The sequence below is a fragment of the Planococcus salinarum genome (assembly GCF_007004625.1).
In the GTDB taxonomy this organism is placed as follows: Bacteria; Bacillota; Bacilli; order Bacillales_A; family Planococcaceae; genus Planococcus; species Planococcus salinarum.
This window is the reverse complement of sequence record NZ_VIFV01000033.1, coordinates 1-16374: the sequence shown is the minus strand read 5'-3', so window position 1 is coordinate 16374 and position 16374 is coordinate 1. Positions and strand designations below refer to the sequence as shown.

Below are 16374 nucleotides of genomic sequence, written 5' to 3'. Positions count from 1 at the left end.
ACCCCTATTCAAGCCATAATATTACAAGATTCCAGTGGTTTGAGCAACTATTTAGATTCTATGGAGCTGCAAGGCTCTATGTGAGTTGAACTAATAATCCTTGATATCCGATACTCCGCAAAACAGCTTCGCTTGCGGGCCCACAGGATGTGGGTCATGCAGTCAGCGCGACAGGACGTCGCGGTGTCGACTGCCGGGGGCTCGTAAAACTAACCAAAACCCGTGCTCCTGCATCGCTGCGCTGCTTCGTCGCAAAGTGTCGGCCGAACTACCTTCGACCAACACTTCGCTGTTTTGCTCCATATCTTAGTTATTTTCTACACCTAAGCTATTCTCTAAGCGCCGAAGCGGTATAAAATAGATATTTCTATTGTTCAACTTATATATGTGTTTTTTACTCATCTTCTATGTAGCGAAAACAAGGCGCGTCTCCGCGCCTTGTTTCTGTTGGATTGTATTAAAAAGCTTATTCAGCGCTTTCCGGGTTGCTCACTTCTGTAGTAATGTTTGCGTTTTCCAGAAGGAATTCAACAGTGTTTTGCATACGGATATCATTTTCAAGCATTTCAGTGCCGCCAAGTGCAGCTTTGATCTGCTCGACATCCATGTTGAACTGGCCTGACATCTTCTGAAGTTCTTTGTCGATATCTTCAGAAGTGACTTCCATGTTCTCAGCTTCTGCAATTGCTTCAAGTGTCAATGAAACGCGTGTACGCGTTTCAGCGTCGCCTTTCATCTGCTCGCGAAGAGCTGCTTCGTCCTGTCCAGAGAACTGGAAGTAAAGCTCAAGGTTCATGCCCTGTTGCGTCAAGCGCTGTTCGAAGTCCTGCATCATGCGATCCATTTCTGAATCGATCATTGCCTGCGGGATGTCAATTTTAGCGTTTTCAGCCGCTTTTTGTACCAACTCATCACGTACTGCAGCGTCAGCATTTGATGCTTTTTCAGCTGCAGCCGCTTCTTTCATTTTCGTGCGAAGCTCATCAAGGCTCGAAACTTCAGCGTCAACTTCTTTTGCAAAGTCATCGTCCATTTCAGGAAGTTCTTTCCCTTTCACTTCGTTCACTTTCACTTTGAAAGTTGCAGCTTTTCCTGCAAGTTCAGCAGCGTGGTATTCTTCAGGGAAAGTTACTTCGACTTCTTTTTCTTCGCCTGATTTTACGCCTACCAATTGCTCTTCAAAGCCAGGGATGAACGAGTTCGAGCCGATTTCAAGAGAATAGTCGCTTCCAGCTCCGCCTTCAAAAGCTTCACCGTCGACAAATCCTTCAAAGTCGATGATGGCAGTATCGCCTTCAACGATCGCTTCGTCTTCTTTGACAGCAAGTTCAGCGAGACGTTCCTGGTTCTCTTTCAATTTGCTTTCGATTTCTTCATCTGTTACTTCAGTTTCAGGTTTTGAAACTTCAAGGCCTTTGTATTCGCCCAGTTCAACTTCCGGTTTAACCGTTACTTTGGCAGTGAATACAAGCGGCTGGCCTTTTTCGATGGTTTCAATATCGATTTCAGGGCGGTCAACCGGGTTGATCCCCGCTTCTTCAACTGCGTTTGCGTAAGCATCCGGCAAGATGAAGTCGATAGCATCCTGGTAAAGGGATTCTACACCGAAACGTTTTTCGAACATTTGGCGCGGCATTTTCCCTTTGCGGAATCCTGGTACGTTGATTTCTTTTACTACTTTCTTGAACGCTTTATCCAGTCCGGCGTTTACTTCTTCTGCTGGAACTTCGATTGTAAGTGTTCCTGTGTTACCTTCTTGCTTTTCCCATTTTGCTGACATATATAAGCCCTCCAAACATTTTTTACAAAGTCATTCATACGTTTATACGAATTTTGACAACTTCAATATTATATCACACCTGATACGAGGTTCAACTATTTCTATCCGTTACGCGTTTCAAACCACATTTCGGCCCGTATTATGAGATTTTGCAGATCTGCATCGCCTGCCTGGTCGGTCTCACCAGTGAACAGGAAATCGAGATAGGACAGATACGCTTCCGCCACTTCTTTCGGTTCGTAGTCATCCATCAGGAACGGATAAAAAAGATAGACATGCCGTTCGAAAAGTTCATTCGCCATTTCGAGACGGGTGGGATCTTTCGCCAGCTCTTCCGCGAAGATCCCTTTTATTTCATTGACGAGCGGGCTTTCCTGGGGATCGGACAGGTCGAGAATATTGAATTCACCAAAATAATGAAACTTATGTATTTGGAACCTTGCCTGTATCCCTTCCTGCTGCATGATGAATAATATGTAGGTTTTTGCCAGCAGATCGATGTCCGGATGTTCAACGAGAGCAAGCAATTTGTTTTTCAGCGGTTTGAACGACGACGGCGGCAACTCCATCACTCTGCGTTCCTGCTCATACGGGTTCAATGTCAAAAAGACTTCCGGCGTATATTGCTCGGCATCGATCCTTTCAATCGATTTTGAAGCGATGCGGTCGTTCAGGTCCCGCAGCAGCTGGAATTGTTCCAGCCGTTCTTCCGGCAGAACCTTTTCGTCGATCAGGGCTTCGATTACCCGCTCCGCTTCTTCAAATTCACGGACCTGCATGAGAATGCTTATGTATAGTTCCATCGTCTCGAGGTAATGAATCGGTCCGACTTTCAAAAGTTCCCGGCAAACTTCCAGCGCTTCTTCGTAATCGCCAAGCTCATAGAGGCAGTAGGAATAAGCTCCAAGCGCCGCCGGATGTTCGGGTTCATAGGTAAGCACCTGGTAAAGGCCGTCCCGCGCTTCTTCGTAACGCTCCTGCTTAAGAAGCGTCATGCCTTCCGTCAGCAGCCGGTTGATCGTTGTCGGAAAGACCACAACATTGCCTTTACGCTTCAGATCCCTGTATTTTTTCCGCATTCAATCACCTCTTCCACTCGTTATTGTCATTACATTACCACCATTTCCTATCAAGAGGAATCTAAACCTTTTTACCCGGTGGTGAAGTGTTCCGCGCGGTTAATATCGATTCCTTGCATATAATTTACTATAACACTTTTAGAACGGATTGATGAACAATAAAAGCCCCTTCCCGGCAGGAAGAGACTCAGCTGTTAATCTTAGCGTGCAAACGACAGCGTATAAGCCACATATGCGCCGATTTCCCGGAAGAAAAACGGGATGATCGTAGCCGGTGAATTGTATTCGGAGCTTGTGGTCGGAGAAGTATACGCATCAAATCCGGTGTCTTCCGCCATCTGGAGCGCGCGTTTCATGTGCAGCGGATCGCTGACCACCAGGAAATCCGAAAGTTCATGCAGGTCTGCCATTTCCGAGACGTAACGGAAGTTTTCAATCGTCACCAGCGAGCGGTCTTCGGTCAAGATATCTTTCAGTGGAATTCCCTGGGCGACCGCATAATTTTTTGAAACAGCCGCTTCGGCGATCTGTGAGCCATTTGTCTTCCCGCCGGTAAAGATGATCATCTCGACGTAATCATTTTCGTACAGCCAGATTGCGTGGTTGATGCGTTCGCGGAGAACCGGTGATGGTTCGCCTTCCCACACCGCTGTGCCCAGCACGATTGCTGCGTCCGCCTTCACCAATTCAGATGTCTTGGCATACGTCCAGATATCGTAAGCGGAAAAGCCGCTGAATGCAACCAGAAAAACCAATGTAGCCATAATGATTTTAACAGTATATTTTTTGATCAATTGCCTATCATCCTTTTATGTTTAATCTGTCCGGTATATGTATCGGAGTTTTTTATTCCTAGGATAGTCTATCAAATAAATGCAACAAACAGAGTAATTTTCAGGAAAAAATTATATTTTATTTTTGCATTTGACTTGTCTAAGCAAAAATTCATTCTCTGACTTCAGCCCGTCGAAAGAAAGATGCTTCTTTGTCCGGAATAGACTCCCTTTTCTTAAACAGAAAAAAGGCGCAGCCAGTTCGGCGGCTGCGCCTTTCAGGATACTAAAGAGATCCTTTTACGTGATTCTGTTCAAAATATACTGCGGCTAAAGATTTGAATTACTGAGGTGCTGCCACTCGGACTTCCGATCCGATTTGAAGATTATACGGATCGATTCCCGGGTTCCAGTTGTACAGGTCATCAAGCGTCACGCCTTCATGCAGGTTCGCAATGCTGGTAAGCGTTTCACCCGGTTGCACCATGTGGAATGTTTCTACGGAATTATAGTCCGGTGCCTGTACACGGACTTCCGATCCAATCTGCAGGTTGTATGCGTCGATTCCCGGGTTCCAGTCGTACAGGTCATCAAGCGTCACGCCTTCATGAAGGTTCGCAATGCTGTAAAGCGTTTCACCCGGTTGCACCATGTGGAATTCTTCGACTGAGCCATGGGAATTATTGTTCTCGCTGCTAATAACTATTTCTGTTCCGATTTGAAGTGTGTAAGGATTCAAAGTCGGTTTCAATTCTTGCAGTTCATTCACTGTCATGTTGTATTCTTGAGCGATTCCCCATAAGGTATCTCCAGCTTGAACGGTAACTGTTTCTGCTTGAGCCGTTAATCCAAATGAACCGAGTGCAAGACCAAATGCTAGTGCTGAAGCTGGAATAATTGAACGTTTTTTGATAATATCTCCTCCTGAATTAATATTTGATAAGTAATCTTACTAAAATTTTTCCCGACATACATTAGAATAAAGATCTTTTTCTCAATCTTATTTTCATTGTTTGAAAGCAGCCACGCTGGCTTTCTTAAGAGGGATAAATATGTAAAAAGCGCTGAATCGTCATAATCACGATTCAGCGCTTTTAAGCTTGCATAGAACATTTCAACTATTAGACTAATTGCGTATCAGGAGCGATTCAAACTTCCTGCAATACAGGAGCAAACATAACTGAATCGCAACAGCTTTTTCTATATGAATAACTGCCCTTTCCCGATGATGACTGCTGTACCCCCGATTTTCACACCTTCGATTCTGCTGCTGTTGCCGCTTACCGTAATATCGATAGAGCTGGGACGTCCCATTTCATAGCCTTGTTCGCTTCGAATGGCATGAATGGCACTCTCATTATTCGGCAGCACCTTGTGTTCAACTAAATAGACGCCGAGCGGCCCGCTTGCTGCGCCGGTTGCGGGATCTTCGGCAATGCCCATGGCCGGCGCGAACATTCTTGCATGAACGGCAGCTTGCCGACTCTCAGTTTCTGTTGTGAAAGTGAAAATGTGCTGGATTTCAGGATTTCCGCTGAAATGCTGTTCCCACAAATCCAAGCGGAAGTGGATTCGCTGAATCGCCTGAAGAGAACGTAAAGGGATGAACAGAAAAGGAACACCCGAAGAAATGGTTTGAATCGGAAAATCAGGAAGAAGGTCTTCTTCTGTCAACGAAAGCAATTGGGCGGCAAGCCTCCTGTTTCGGAACTCATCGCTGAAGACGGGCAGGGGCTGCTTCATTTCCACTTTAACAATCTGCCCCTCTTCCTTATGAACGGTTACCGGGATTTCTCCGACCTGTTCTTCGAGCACCCACTCGTTGGGGCCTTCTTCTGCAGGCACCGCTCCGGAAGAAGCCAAAACAAACGCCGCTCCGATAGTCGGATGCCCCGCCATCGGCAGCTCCATCTGCGGTGTGAAAATCCGCAACTGCATGACGTTTCCTTCTTTAGCCGGTGGAAAGACAAACACTGTTTCAGAAAGATTCAGTTCCCGGGCGATTTTCTGCATCGCTTCTCCAGTTAAATCATCCCGTCCTTCCACAACCGCCAACTGGTTGCCGCCAAAAGGAACTTCAGTAAATACATCTGCCAAAGTATATTGCAAGGTTTTCATCGTCATCCTCCTTACCGATTGGTTTTCAGTAAACCGGTTTGCATCGTTTTTGGTGGGACCTTAAATAAAACAATGCTGCCAGTGTTCACCTGGATTTTAAAGGAATATCATTATTCTGTTTAATTATACCATTTAGCGATGGATTATCCCGATCAGGGCTTCAGTTCAAAGCTATGAGTATATTCTTTTTCCTCTACTTCATCACTAGTATCTTTACACTTCCGCTTCATGTAAAGCTGAATCAATTCAGCATCGTCGTCAGTGAAGTGCTCCAAATCTTCAATTGCCTGGATTACCTGCAAAACCTGCTTATCATTCGTCTGCTCTTTCTCTTTACTGAAGTAGCTCGTGATGGCACTGGTGAACGTTCCGATTATCCCGATTCCTACCAGCATAAGAACGACTGCCAGCATTCTGCCCAAGCCGGTTGTTGGCGAGATGTCGCCGTATCCCACTGTTGTAGTTGTTACAATAGCCCACCACAGCGCGTCTGGGAATGTATTGATTTCAGGCTCGACTAATATAATGGGGATCGGTATTAAAAAGAGCATGATCATTGTCACTATTAATAATTTATCAAGTCCATTGGTTTGAAGAATACTATAAACTGGCTTTAAAAATCTCGAACCAATTCCTAACAGTCTTATAATACGAAAGATCCTCACAAAGCGTGCAGCCCGAAAAATAGAATCTAAAGGAATGATAGCAATCAACTCGAAAGGATGTGATTTTACATAAGTCCATCTCTTTTCCGAACGAATCAATCGGAAGGTGTAGTCGATAACAAATATAATCCATATTATTTTGTCATATAGCAGCAACTGTGTGTTATCTGAAAAAGCAAAGAAAAGTGAAATGATTACCAGGACAAACATAAATACTTCATACGCTATTAGAAGTTTTTTCAATCTATTTACCGCCTTGAATGAGTCATATTTTTCATTATAACTTTACAATCTTCCACAATCTAGAAATATTGTAAACTCATCCAATTTTCCAATCCATGCTCATTGAAGAGAGATTACGATATCTGTTTAACCTCATTTGTTACATAGTAATGGACATTCCACTTTCAACAGTCATACATTCTCCCACCCTGACCGCCAGTCCCTGCTGCTGGAATCTCCAATAAATCATCAATTCCACCGCTTCTTTGGACATAAAAAAACCTCCTGATCGGTTAGATCAAGAGGCTTTCCGGCTCAACGTTCAGATTAAGGATAAAAGCGAGCAGGTTCTATTCCTGACCTTTTACCTTACTGCTTATATACGTTGATTTGATACTATTTCAGTTCCATAATTACGTCCCAGGAGAGATTCGAACTCCCGACCGACGCCTTAGAAGGGCGTTGCTCTATCCAGCTGAGCTACTGGGACATGGCTTTCTTATAAATGCTTGACCGAACTGGAACAGCCGACAATGCATTCTGTTTTGAAAGACAATTTTAATTATAGAAATCTTTTATCGAAAAGTCAACGTTATTTTAAAAAAACATTAAAATCGTGTTGGATTCTGCTGTGGCTCAGTTGCCGGACAGTCCCGGCATCACTTTCCCTAATTCCCGAATAGCATTTCCCCGATGTGACACGGAGGCTTTTTCGGCAGGTTCCATTTCGGCCATTGTTTTTTCGAGTGACGGAACATAAAAGATCGGGTCATAGCCGAAACCGTTATCCCCTTTTCGTTCATCCGTTATCAGGCCCTCACATGTCCCTTCGAAGAGGATTGTTTCCTGGCCGGGTGATGCCAGCGCCAGGACACAGCGGAAACGCGCTGTCTTTTCATCGGCAGGAACCTGCACCAATTTTTGGAGCACTTTATCGATATTGGATTCGTCGTTCTGTTCATCACCCGAATAACGGGCCGAATAGACACCTGGTTCACCGCCAAGTGCATCAATTTCAAGGCCGCTGTCATCTGCAATGACGGTTTTTTGAAGTTCCTGTGCAATCGTTTCGGCTTTCAGGATCGCATTCTCTTCAAACGTTTCGCCAGTTTCCTCCACGTCCATATGCGGCGCGACATCATGCAATGTCAGCACGCGGTAGCCCATCGGTTCCAGCAGTTCCTCAAAATCCTTTGCTTTGCCTTTGTTTTTAGTCGCAATGATTATCTCTTTCATAATTCCGACCTCGTTTCTTCTCCAATTCGCGTTGCAGCTTCACCCAAAATCTCTTTTTGCATTTCGATCAGCTGGCGGATACCGGTCTCCCCGAGATCGAGCAGTTCGTTCAATTGTGCACGTGTAAATGTCGATTCTTCTCCTGTGCCCTGCAATTCAACAAAATTTCCCTGGCCGGTCATGACGAGATTCATGTCCACTTCAGCGGTTGAATCTTCGACGTAGTCCAAATCCAGGATGGCGCCCGCGTCCTTTGTGATGCCGACGCTTGTTGCTGCCAGATAATCCGTTACAGGAAACGCTGTCAGTTCCAGCTTGCTGATGGCCATCACCATTGCGACGAACGCACCTGTAATTGACGCAGTACGTGTGCCACCATCTGCCTGGATAACGTCGCAATCAAGCCAGAGCGTGCGTTCACCCAATTTTTCAAGATCCACAACGGCGCGCAAAGCACGTCCGATGAGGCGCTGTATTTCCATCGTGCGGCCCCCAATTTTGCCGGCGGAAGCTTCCCGGCGATTCCGGCTGCCTGTGGCGCGCGGCAACATAGCATATTCAGCTGTAATCCAGCCTTTTCCCTGCCCCCGTAAAAATCCTGGGACTTTTTCTTCTATCGTAGCTGTACAAATCACTTTTGTCTTGCCGACCGTGATCAGGACAGAACCTTCCGGGTGGATCAGGAACTCTGTTTGCATTTTAACCGGACGCAACTCGTCCGCTTTTCTTTCATCTGCTCTTGTCATGGATATCCTCCTTGTATTTACTCGATTAGCGTACCATATTTTTTTGCGGGCGACAAAAAACCTGACAGCATTTGCTGTCAGGTTTGGGGGAATTTCAAGATATGGATAATCGGGTTGTCGATTTCCAGCCATTTTTCGATGATGGTCCCGAAAATGGCAGTCGAACCTGAGGTGTAAAACTCATGCACCGGCGGATGTTTCGCATCGGCGAGCATCCTCTGAAAACGCAGGTGGTTCTCCACGTCCTTTGCCGTTTCGGAAGCGGAAGACAGAACGGTCACAGACGGTCCGAACTTTTCTTCTATGAAAGTTTGGAGAAGCGGATAATGCGTGCAGCCAAGAATAGCGGTATCAAATGATTTGCTGTCCAACTGCCCCAGCGTGTCCCGCACCATTTTTCTGGCAAACTCGCCTTCGTACTCATCACTTTCGACCAACGGAACGAATTTCGGGCATGCAAGTTGGACGATATGGCACGAGGACACCAACGATTTCAACGCATTTTCATATGCGCCGCTCCGGACTGTTCCTTCTGTCCCGAGCACTGCAATTTCCTTTGTCACCGATACTTTCATCGCTGCGCGGGCCCCGGGAAAAATGACGCCGATCACAGGGATGGGCAAACTTTTCTGCAGGGAATCCAATGTTGCGGCGGTTGCCGTATTGCAGGCAATGACCAGCAGTTTGATGTTTTTGTTCATCAGCGCACGCGCCATCTGCCAGGTATATTTCCTGACTTCCGACTGTGACCGCGGCCCGTAAGGACATCTGGCATTGTCGCCGATATACAGCACTTTTTCATTTGGCAGAAGCCGCATAATCTCTTTTGCTACAGTCAGTCCTCCGACTCCGGAATCGATTACTCCGATTGGCGCATTTGCTAGCATTGTTCCGCTCCTATTTCATGTTTGTGTGCAATTTCTCCAACAGGAATGAAAATTGCTCCACTTCTTCTTCGCTGAATTCAGTCAGAACGTTCTGGAGATACTCCTGCCGTTTCTGGATTACTTCCTCAATAATCCGCTCGCCTTCCTTCAAAAGCTTGATGCGGACAACACGGCGATCCTGTTCTTCCCGGATGCGAACGACCAGTTCATTCTTCTCCATGCGGTCGACAAGGTCTGTCGTCGTGCTGAAAGCAAGAAACATTTTATTCGACAGGTCGCCGATCGTCATATCGCCATGCTCAAACAGCCATTGCAGCGCGATGAATTGAGGCGGCGTAATCGTGTAGGAATTGAGGATCTCCCGTCCTTTTTGCTTGATGATGCCGGAAATATAACGCAATTCCTTTTCCATGAAGGCTACCCGTTCCTTGTCATGGGGGCTGGCATTTGTGTTCTCATTCATAATCATTGTCCACTCCTTGGATACAACTAATACATTCTATACTGAAGGTTTTATGCTGATTTAGCAAGAACTGACTTAATTTTCTGATGAAATTAATTGGCGGCTGCCAAACAGTTCTTTTTCCTCTTCTGTCCACGGATGACCTTTGCCCGTCGCTTTGGAAATCTGTACCATCGCTCCGCGGCCGGTAAAGCACGTTTCTTCTTTTGCGTTGACCACCCAATAATGGACATCAATCGACGACCGCCCGATTGAAGCAATTTTGACGTAGACATCGAGCAGCTCGTCAAAATAGACCTGCTGTGTAAAATCGACCTGGATGTCCGCGATGACCGGGAATAGATCGCCGTCCCCTTTGAGCCAGCGCTGCATCAGGCCTAGTTCCTTCATGTATTCAATCCGCGCAAATTCAAAATAAGTGATCGGCACCGTGTTATTGACGTGGCCGAACATATCCGTTTCGGAAAACCGAACCTGGACGCGCGCAGAAAATTTAAATTCTTTTTTCCATTCTTCGAAATCTGTAATGTAGTTTGCTTTCATCTTATTGCCTCCAGTAAAATATCGCTTTCTATTTTATCAGTATAACAAAAAGTGTTGTGGGAGGCTTATAATTTCATTTTTTAGAGAGTGTATTGATAACTTTTTGCTATATCTGTAATAACCGATATTTCGCAAAACAGCTTCGCTTGCCTGGGGGCTCGCGCTGAGCTAACTCGGTCTCGTTTCACTTCGCCCGAGTGGATCTCAGCACTTCGCTTGGTCCCCTGGGCGTCTGCGCTGTTTTGCTCCATATCTAAGGCTATTCTCTAAGCGCCGGCGCGGCTATGGACTGGCTGGAGCAATAAGACGAGTGATCTTCTCGGCTTATTGCGGGAGGCAAGATGCGCCATGAACTTGCGGCGCCTCCTTTGCGACGAGCAGTGCGCAGGAGCATAATCTTTGCACTGTCCATAGCGCCGAAGCGGTATTTAGCTGCTAGTTCATTATTTTAACTATGAAAATTAAAAGTCAAAGTGGACATAAAAAACCCCCACCGAAGTGGAGGTTTCGCTTTATTGATTAAACTGCATGGTCGCTTCCGAAGAAGTTGCGGAACATTTGAACTGTTGTTTCACGGTTCAACGCTGCGATTGAAGTTGTCAAAGGAATACCTTTAGGGCAAGATTCAACACAGTTTTGTGAGTTACCGCAGCTCGCAAGGCCGCCTTCACCCATGATTGCGTTCAGACGCTCATCACGGTTCATGGAGCCAGTCGGATGCGCGTTCATCAGGCGAACCTGGGAAAGTGCTGCGGGTCCGATGAAATCAGATTTATCGTTGACGTTCGGGCATGCTTCAAGGCAGACACCGCAAGTCATACATTTTGAAAGTTCGTAAGCCCATTGGCGTTTGCGCTCAGGCATACGTGGACCTTCGCCAAGATCATGCGTTCCGTCGATTGGAACCCAAGCTTTGACTTTTTTCAATGAATCGAACATGCGGCTGCGGTCAACGACAAGGTCGCGGACAACAGGGAATGTTTTCATTGGCTGCAAACGGATCGGCTGTTCCAATTGGTCAACGAGAGCAGTACACGACTGGCGCGCTTTGCCGTTGATGATCATTGAACATGCTCCACAAACTTCCTCAAGACAGTTCATGTCCCAGTTTACAGGTGTTGTTTTCTTCCCTTCCATATTGACAGGGTTGCGGCGGATTTCCATCAATGCCGAAATGACATTCATGTTCGCGCGGTATGACAATTCGAATTTCTCGAAGTACGTTTCTGACTCGGTAGAATCGCGGCGTTCGATTTCAAAAATTACCGTTTTTGCTGCTTCACCCATAGTAATTCTATCTCCCTTCATTGACTCGTTAACTTATGCCTTGGCTGAATAATCACGCTTACGCGGTGGAATCAATCCTGTATCGACTTCTTCGAAATGGAAGATCGGTGCGTCATAGCCATTGAATTTCGCCATAGTCGTTTTCAAGTATTCTTCATCGTTACGTTCCGGGAAATCAGGTTTGTAATGAGCTCCGCGGCTTTCGTTGCGGTTCAACGCCCCAATGGTGATTACTCGTGCTAAATGTAGCATATTTTTGAGCTGACGTGTGAACATCGCGCCCTGGTTGCTCCAAAGTTGCGTATCTGTAATGTTGATGTTGTTGAAACGCTCAAGCAATTCCTGGATTTTCTCGTCCGTTTTTTGAAGACGGTCGTTGTAGCGGACAACAGTAACGTTATCCGTCATCCATTCGCCAAGCTCTTTGTGCAGAACGTATGCGTTCTCTGTTCCATCAAGCGCCAGAATTTCTTCCCACTTGCGCTGCTCTTCAGCAACCGCATTGTCGAAGATATCAGATGGCATATCTTCCGCAAGAACTTCAAGGCCTTTGATGTAGTCAAGAGCATACGGCCCTGCCACCATTCCGCCGTAAATAGCCGACAGAAGTGAGTTTGCGCCCAAACGGTTTGCACCGTGCTGGGAATAATCACATTCGCCTGCAGCCAGAACGCCCGGAATGCTGGTGAATTGGTGGTCATCCACCCATAAGCCGCCCATTGAATAATGGACTGCCGGGAAGATTTTCATCGGTACTTTGCGAGGATCATCACCTGTGAATTTCTCATAGATCTCGATGATGCCGCCCAGTTTGATATCCAATTCTTTCGGGTCTTTATGGGAAAGATCGAGATAAACCATGTTCTCACCGTTGATGCCGAGCTTTTGGTTAACGCAGACATCGAAGATTTCGCGTGTAGCGATATCACGGGGTACCAGGTTTCCGTAAGCCGGATATTTTTCTTCGAGGAAATACCAAGGTTTTCCGTCTTTATAAGTCCAGATGCGTCCACCCTCACCACGTGCGGATTCCGACATCAAGCGCAGCTTGTCGTCTCCCGGGATGGCAGTCGGGTGAATCTGGATAAATTCACCGTTTGCGTAATACGCGCCTTGCTGATAAACGATGGAAGCCGCAGAACCTGTGTTAATGACAGAGTTCGTCGATTTTCCGAAGATGATTCCCGGTCCGCCGGTCGCCATGATAACGGCATCTCCACGGAAAGCCTGGATTTCCATTGTCGTCATGTTCTGGGCCGTGATCCCGCGGGATACACCATTTTCATCCAGAATCAGGCCAAGGAATTCCCAGCCTTCATATTTCGTTACGAGACCGCTTACTTCGTGGCGGCGTACCTGCTCGTCAAGTGCATAAAGCAATTGCTGGCCAGTCGTCGCGCCTGCAAACGCTGTTCTGTGGTGCATCGTTCCACCGAAACGGCGGAAATCAAGAAGACCTTCCGGCGTACGGTTGAACATGACACCCATGCGGTCAAGCAATCGGATGATCGCCGGCGCCGCATCAGCCATCATTTTGACCGGACGCTGGTTGGCAAGGAAATCGCCACCGTAGACCGTGTCGTCAAAGTGAATATCAGGTGAATCGCCTTCACCTTTTGTATTTACCGCTCCGTTGATTCCGCCCTGCGCACAAACCGAGTGCGATCGTTTAACGGGAACGATTGAAAATAAATCGATTGGCGCACCAGCTTCTGCGCCTTTTACAGCTGCCATCAAACCGGCAAGTCCGCCACCGACAATAATTAGTTTGCCTTTCGCCATTTTGGTATTCACTCCTCTTTTAATTCACCAGTAATCGATTGCGTATTAAACGAATGCCAATAAAGCGCGGATACCGATAATTGACAATACCAGGAACACCAAAAGTGTGAAGTACGTCGAATATCGCTGAGCTTTTTCGGATTGCGTGATTCCCCAAGTTACAAGGAATGACCATAGTCCATTCGCGAAGTGGAAAGTAGCTGCAAGAACTCCGACAACGTAGAATGCGAACATCCACGGGTTATCCAGAATGTTGGCCATCATGTTGAAATCAGCTTCTGCTGCTCCGATTGCCACCTGGAAGCGTGTTTCAAACACGTGCCACGCGATGAAGACTACAAGGAATACCCCAGTATAACGCTGAGCAACAAAAAGCATATTGCGCATATAGCTGTAATGCCCTGGATTATTCTTCGAAGTGAACGCTATGTATAAACCGTAGAATGCATGATACATAATCGGCAGATATATAACGAAAATCTCCAGGAAAATTACGAATGGAAGATTCGCCATGAAGTGGGATGCTGCATTAAATGCTTCGACACCTTGTGTTGCAAAATGGTTGATGAACAAATGCTGTACCAGGAACAATCCGATTGGAATAACTCCCAGCAACGAATGCAACCTGCGCAATAAAAATTCACGATTATCCAATACTTTTACCCTCCTCAAAACATTAATAAGGCAGTTAACGCTACAATCGATATTTTACGAAAGCATCCGTTGACTGCATGGAACATCATGATACAATAATATGACATATTTATTGTACTCCGCTCAATATTGAGCGTCAAGGCAACAAGCGTGAATTCAGCAGATTCCCTATAGGGTTTCGCCATATTGAAAGTGGGTTTGTAATGACGGCAAAAAAACCTGAAATAAATGAGCATTTTGGCTATGAAATTATTCGTGACTATGTATTATCCGATGTGCTGGGAAAGCACGAAAGTGACGTCCTGTATTGGGCCGGCAAGTCACTGGCACGCAAATTTCCGCTTTTCTCCCTTGATGAAGCAGCCGATTTTTTCAAGCAGGCTGAATTTGGCGAATTAGTGACAGAAAAATCCGGAAAAGACGAAATGGTTTTCCTGCTTCGCCCATTCAAGACCGAAAATCGCTGTTTCAAACTCGAAGCCGGATTTCTGGCTCAACAAAAGCAGAAAATAGGCGGATTTTTAACAGAAGCATATGAAGAAGTGATCCCGAAGAAAAAAATGGTGCGGATTACGCTGAAAACGGACCTTCGCGAGCAGGTTTGAGCAGAATAGGATGTGGAATGGCCGTCTCCGGGAGTGTGGGAGGCGGTTTTTTTGTGGGGATTTTGGGGGATTTTGGGGGTTGTTGGAGTATGTGGGCGGGTGGCGGCTGTTATGTGCGGTGAGCCGGATTTATGTGCGGTGAGAGACATTTATGTGCGCAGCGATAATTTCTTGCTAATATAAATAAAAAAACACCTACTTGAACAGGTGTTTTTCAGATAAAGATTTAGTCTTCATTGATATATTTGCGATTCTTCCTTGCTCCTTCAGTTACAAGTCCAGCATCAGAAAGCATTCTAAAAACTACATAACGTGACTCAATCCCGCTGAACCGCCTGAACTCCTTATTATCAATCTCACTGCTGACTAACGCAAAGTACTCCTGCAAAGCTTGTTGGTGCGCATTAGGATCCCGGTGGCCGCACTCTCTGCATTCCCAGACTTTAAATAGCCGCTCCACCGCAATCTTCCCACACCCCACACACTTCACACCCGTCTTCAGATCGCGCGGATCTATCCCGTAATACTCACATAACGGCGGCCGCACATAGGGATGGCTATTTGATTCAATCAATTTCCGCACCCTGCTCGGCTTAGGGGAGTCAGCCGGAACATCGTGCTTCTCAAGAATTCCGTACAGCTCTTCGACCACCTGATAAGTTTTGCAGATATGCTTATCCGCCGGCTTGGCAATAAATTCACAATGCCTGGACGTGAAAGCTACCACTCCGACAATCGGGGGAGGTGCAATTCTCCTCTGTTTCATCCAAAGATCCAAAAAGCGAGTATGCTTCGCCAACTGGACCAGCGGATTCTCAAACACGCTCCTTTCACCTTCGTTATTAAATCGGTAAAATTCAGATGTCGCCGGATCAAAATGGATCCTGCCACTGATGTTCTTCGAATCGATGATAATGAGGCAGCGCGGGGTCACCAGCAGGCCGTCAATTTGCACTTTCCAGTCACCCAGTCTCAAGCCGACATCCCACAAAATTTCAAAGGGTTCATCCCAATGAAACTCAACCATTTTCGCAATCAAGCGCTGCTCGCCTTTCAATCCTGCTTCGTAACGGTGAAACTCTTTTCTTAAATATGTTTGCTCCGGATGACTTTCCGGCAGCCTCTCCATCAACAGCTTTACTCCTTCCCACATCACCAAACTCTTCTCCCCTATCCGAACCTCCACCTCTCCATGTAATTATCTGAATTATAACATTATTAAACGGAAGAAAGACGACTTACTTTCAGCTTTCACCCATCAAAAATTCAACCCCTGATTGGAAAGCAGTCCGCTGCCTGCGGACTGCCCAGTGGGCGGGGCACGGCCCGCCCGACCTTAGGTAATAAAGGGTTTTATCACCAGGCAAAAGTTAACTTGAAGGATTCACTCCTATCTCCCGATCGATTCCAATCGAGTAGGAGGGAGCGATTAACTCCCGACCTCTCACACCACCGTACGTACCGTTCGGTATACGGCGGTTCAATTAAGATGCATAACGCAAAGTTTCATAACGTGCTACCAGACTTTTGAGCC

16 protein-coding genes and 1 tRNA gene are annotated in these 16374 nt (G+C 46.4%); 1 reads left to right on the top strand and 16 read right to left on the bottom strand.

Annotated elements, in window-relative coordinates:
• Positions 1–466: 466 nt before the first annotated feature.
• The 15 genes from tig to DIJ65_RS14320 form a co-directional block, all read right to left on the bottom strand.
• The gene (tig, locus tag DIJ65_RS14390) at positions 467–1780 is read right to left on the bottom strand and encodes a trigger factor (RefSeq protein WP_117303362.1); all 1314 of its coding nucleotides are present in this window, start codon (positions 1778–1780) and stop codon (positions 467–469) included.
• A gap of 101 nt (positions 1781–1881) precedes the next feature.
• A complete protein-coding gene (locus DIJ65_RS14385; RefSeq protein WP_117303360.1) occupies positions 1882–2859 on the bottom strand; it encodes a tetratricopeptide repeat protein in 978 nt (325 codons plus the stop codon).
• Between the two features lie 200 nt (positions 2860–3059).
• Entirely contained in the window at positions 3060–3653 is a 594-nt protein-coding gene (locus DIJ65_RS14380) for a YdcF family protein (protein WP_117303359.1), read from the bottom strand.
• Between the two features lie 322 nt (positions 3654–3975).
• The gene (locus DIJ65_RS14375; protein ID WP_117303357.1) at positions 3976–4407 is read right to left on the bottom strand and encodes a LysM peptidoglycan-binding domain-containing protein; all 432 of its coding nucleotides are present in this window, start codon (positions 4405–4407) and stop codon (positions 3976–3978) included.
• Positions 4408–4832: 425 nt separating this feature from the next.
• Positions 4833–5750 carry a PhzF family phenazine biosynthesis protein gene (locus DIJ65_RS14370; protein WP_117303355.1) on the bottom strand — a complete coding sequence of 306 codons (918 nt, stop codon included), beginning with the start codon at positions 5748–5750 and terminating at the stop codon, positions 4833–4835.
• Positions 5751–5902: 152 nt separating this feature from the next.
• On the bottom strand, positions 5903–6658 hold the full coding sequence (locus DIJ65_RS14365) for a potassium channel family protein (RefSeq protein ID WP_117303353.1): 756 nt from the start codon (positions 6656–6658) through the stop codon (positions 5903–5905).
• 395 nt (positions 6659–7053) lie between these two features.
• Positions 7054–7127 (bottom strand) — tRNA-Arg (locus DIJ65_RS14360).
• A gap of 146 nt (positions 7128–7273) precedes the next feature.
• Positions 7274–7873 carry an XTP/dITP diphosphatase gene (locus tag DIJ65_RS14355; RefSeq protein ID WP_117303352.1) on the bottom strand — a complete coding sequence of 200 codons (600 nt, stop codon included), beginning with the start codon at positions 7871–7873 and terminating at the stop codon, positions 7274–7276.
• Positions 7870–8619 (bottom strand): ribonuclease PH, encoded by a 750-nt coding sequence (gene rph, locus DIJ65_RS14350; protein WP_117303350.1) that lies wholly within the window; start codon positions 8617–8619, stop codon positions 7870–7872. The genes DIJ65_RS14355 and rph overlap by 4 nt, the downstream gene beginning before the upstream one ends.
• Before the next feature lie 77 nt (positions 8620–8696).
• The gene (racE, locus tag DIJ65_RS14345) at positions 8697–9506 is read right to left on the bottom strand and encodes a glutamate racemase (protein ID WP_117303348.1); all 810 of its coding nucleotides are present in this window, start codon (positions 9504–9506) and stop codon (positions 8697–8699) included.
• 10 nt (positions 9507–9516) lie between these two features.
• Complete coding sequence (locus tag DIJ65_RS14340; RefSeq protein WP_117303376.1) at positions 9517–9969, bottom strand: MarR family winged helix-turn-helix transcriptional regulator; 453 nt, start codon at positions 9967–9969, stop codon at positions 9517–9519.
• Positions 9970–10044: 75 nt separating this feature from the next.
• Positions 10045–10512: an acyl-CoA thioesterase gene (locus DIJ65_RS14335; RefSeq protein WP_117303346.1), complete on the bottom strand. Its 468-nt coding sequence runs from the start codon at positions 10510–10512 to the stop codon at positions 10045–10047.
• Between the two features lie 519 nt (positions 10513–11031).
• Positions 11032–11799 carry a succinate dehydrogenase iron-sulfur subunit gene (gene sdhB, locus DIJ65_RS14330; RefSeq protein WP_117303344.1) on the bottom strand — a complete coding sequence of 256 codons (768 nt, stop codon included), beginning with the start codon at positions 11797–11799 and terminating at the stop codon, positions 11032–11034.
• A 33-nt stretch (positions 11800–11832) separates the two neighbouring features.
• A complete protein-coding gene (gene sdhA / locus DIJ65_RS14325) occupies positions 11833–13581 on the bottom strand; it encodes a succinate dehydrogenase flavoprotein subunit (protein WP_117303342.1) in 1749 nt (582 codons plus the stop codon).
• 45 nt (positions 13582–13626) lie between these two features.
• Complete coding sequence (locus DIJ65_RS14320; RefSeq protein ID WP_071151809.1) at positions 13627–14235, bottom strand: succinate dehydrogenase cytochrome b558 subunit; 609 nt, start codon at positions 14233–14235, stop codon at positions 13627–13629.
• Positions 14236–14438: 203 nt separating this feature from the next.
• On the opposite strand from DIJ65_RS14320, the gene DIJ65_RS14315 reads away from it, so the two are divergent.
• Positions 14439–14840 carry a YslB family protein gene (locus DIJ65_RS14315; RefSeq protein WP_117303340.1) on the top strand — a complete coding sequence of 134 codons (402 nt, stop codon included), beginning with the start codon at positions 14439–14441 and terminating at the stop codon, positions 14838–14840.
• Between the two features lie 226 nt (positions 14841–15066).
• On the opposite strand, the gene DIJ65_RS14310 is transcribed toward DIJ65_RS14315, so the two are convergent.
• Positions 15067–15993 (bottom strand): nuclease-related domain-containing protein, encoded by a 927-nt coding sequence (locus DIJ65_RS14310; RefSeq protein WP_117303338.1) that lies wholly within the window; start codon positions 15991–15993, stop codon positions 15067–15069.
• Positions 15994–16374 lie beyond the last annotated feature (381 nt).

Excerpts from the sequence above, each read along its gene's own strand:
- DIJ65_RS14370 (WP_117303355.1), bottom strand. The coding sequence starts at position 5,750 with ATGAAAACCTTGCAATATACTTTGGCAGATGTATTTACTGAAGTTCCT.
- sdhA (WP_117303342.1), bottom strand. The coding sequence starts at position 13,581 with ATGGCGAAAGGCAAACTAATTATTGTCGGTGGCGGACTTGCCGGTTTG.
- DIJ65_RS14355 (WP_117303352.1), bottom strand. The coding sequence starts at position 7,873 with ATGAAAGAGATAATCATTGCGACTAAAAACAAAGGCAAAGCAAAGGAT.
- DIJ65_RS14335 (WP_117303346.1), bottom strand. The coding sequence starts at position 10,512 with ATGAAAGCAAACTACATTACAGATTTCGAAGAATGGAAAAAAGAATTT.
- sdhB (WP_117303344.1), bottom strand. The coding sequence starts at position 11,799 with ATGGGTGAAGCAGCAAAAACGGTAATTTTTGAAATCGAACGCCGCGAT.
- rph (WP_117303350.1), bottom strand. The coding sequence starts at position 8,619 with ATGACAAGAGCAGATGAAAGAAAAGCGGACGAGTTGCGTCCGGTTAAA.
- DIJ65_RS14310 (WP_117303338.1), bottom strand. The coding sequence starts at position 15,993 with ATGTGGGAAGGAGTAAAGCTGTTGATGGAGAGGCTGCCGGAAAGTCAT.
- DIJ65_RS14315 (WP_117303340.1), top strand. The coding sequence starts at position 14,439 with ATGACGGCAAAAAAACCTGAAATAAATGAGCATTTTGGCTATGAAATT.
- racE (WP_117303348.1), bottom strand. The coding sequence starts at position 9,506 with ATGCTAGCAAATGCGCCAATCGGAGTAATCGATTCCGGAGTCGGAGGA.
- DIJ65_RS14385 (WP_117303360.1), bottom strand. The coding sequence starts at position 2,859 with ATGCGGAAAAAATACAGGGATCTGAAGCGTAAAGGCAATGTTGTGGTC.
- DIJ65_RS14340 (WP_117303376.1), bottom strand. The coding sequence starts at position 9,969 with ATGAATGAGAACACAAATGCCAGCCCCCATGACAAGGAACGGGTAGCC.
- tig (WP_117303362.1), bottom strand. The coding sequence starts at position 1,780 with ATGTCAGCAAAATGGGAAAAGCAAGAAGGTAACACAGGAACACTTACA.
- DIJ65_RS14375 (WP_117303357.1), bottom strand. The coding sequence starts at position 4,407 with ATGACAGTGAATGAACTGCAAGAATTGAAACCGACTTTGAATCCTTAC.